The following is a 1,508-nucleotide window of genomic DNA, read 5'->3' as shown; positions in this document are numbered from 1 at the left end:
CTTCCGCACTTCGTGTGGCGAAGTGTGCCGGCCGGCGGGACGTGCCCCATCTCCGGAGATCGGCTTTCCGGAGGACGCCATGCCCCGCCGTATCCGGGACTGTCAGGAATTTCGTGTGCGGGCGGCCATAGTGGATCCGAAGGAGGTTCCCGATGGCACGACGCAAAGCACCCCGCATCCCTGACGCAATCCTGGACCAGCTCCTGGCTGGGGCCGATCCGAAGACGGCCTTCGAGGCCGATGGCCTGCTGGACGAGCTGAAGAAGGCCCTGGCCGAGTGGGCGCTCAACGCCGAGATGGACCACCATCTGGCGGGCGAGGACGCCGGCAACACGCGCAACGGCTACGGTCGCAAGACGGTCACCACCGAGACGGGCCGGATCGAGCTTTCGATCCCGCGCGACCGGCAGGCGACGTTCGACCCACAGTTGATCGCCCGGTATCAGCGCCGCTTTCCCGGCTTCGACGACAAGATCGTGTCGATGTACGCCCGTGGCATGAGCACCCGGGAGATCGTCGCGCACCTGCGCGAGCTCTACGGGATCGAGGTCTCACCCGACCTGATCAGCGCGGTGACCGACGCGGTCCTGGAGGAGGTCGCTGCCTGGCAGGCCCGGCCGCTCGAGCCGGTCTACCCGATCGTGTTCTTCGACGCCTTGTGGATCAAGGTGCGTGACGAGGGCGTGGTCCGCAACAAGGCCGTCCACATCGCGCTGGGCGTGCGCGCCGACGGCGCCAAGGAGATCCTCGGCCTCTGGCTGGAGCAGAACGAGGGCGCCAAGTTCTGGTTGCGGGTCATGAACGAGCTCAGGAACCGCGGCGTCGAGGACGTGCTGCTGGCCGTGGTCGATGGCCTGAAGGGCTTCCCCGATGCGATCCGGGCGGTGTTCCCCGAGGCGCTGGTCCAGACCTGCATCGTCCACCTGCTACGCCATAGCCTCGACTTCGTGTCCTACAAGGACCGCAAGCTCGTGGCGGGTGCGCTGAAGGACATCTACCGCGCGCTCGATGCCGCGGCTGGCGAGGCGGCCTTGGCGGCCTTCGAGACGAGCGAATGGGGTCGGCGCTACCCGGCCATCGCCCAGAGCTGGCGACGGGCCTGGGGCGAGGTGGTCCCGTTCTACGCCTTCCCCGGCGAGGTTCGCCGGATCCTGTACACCACGAACGCCATCGAGGCCCTGAACGCCACGCTGCGCCGGGCTGTGCGCGCCCGCGGGCACTTCCCGACCGACGAGGGGCGCTGAAGCTGCTCTACCTGGTCTTGAACCGCTCCGAGAAGGCGTGGAAGATGGGGCCGCGTGAGTGGGTCATGGCCAAGGCGCAGTTCGCCGTCATCTTCGGCGAGCGCTTCACCCGGGCCATGGCGGCCTGATGTTCAACCCGCCGCCCGCACACGGAATTCCTGACAGTCCCCCGTATCCTGCCCCTCGTGCCCGATGGCCTGACCGTCGTCGGCGTCGAGCCAGCGACCGACCCGCTCATCGTGCGCGTTCTACCCCGTCCGGGCC

1 pseudogene is annotated in these 1,508 nt (G+C 68.2%); it reads left to right on the top strand.

From position 1 onward, the window contains the following. Nucleotides 1–152 precede the first annotated feature (152 nt). A pseudogene (locus tag H288_RS33455) lies at nt 153–1,372 on the top strand (IS256 family transposase). Nucleotides 1,373–1,508 lie beyond the last annotated feature (136 nt).

This window comes from Methylobacterium sp. 285MFTsu5.1, assembly GCF_000383455.1.
Lineage (GTDB): Bacteria > Pseudomonadota > Alphaproteobacteria > Rhizobiales > Beijerinckiaceae > Methylobacterium.
This window is presented reverse-complemented; position numbering and strand designations above follow the sequence as displayed.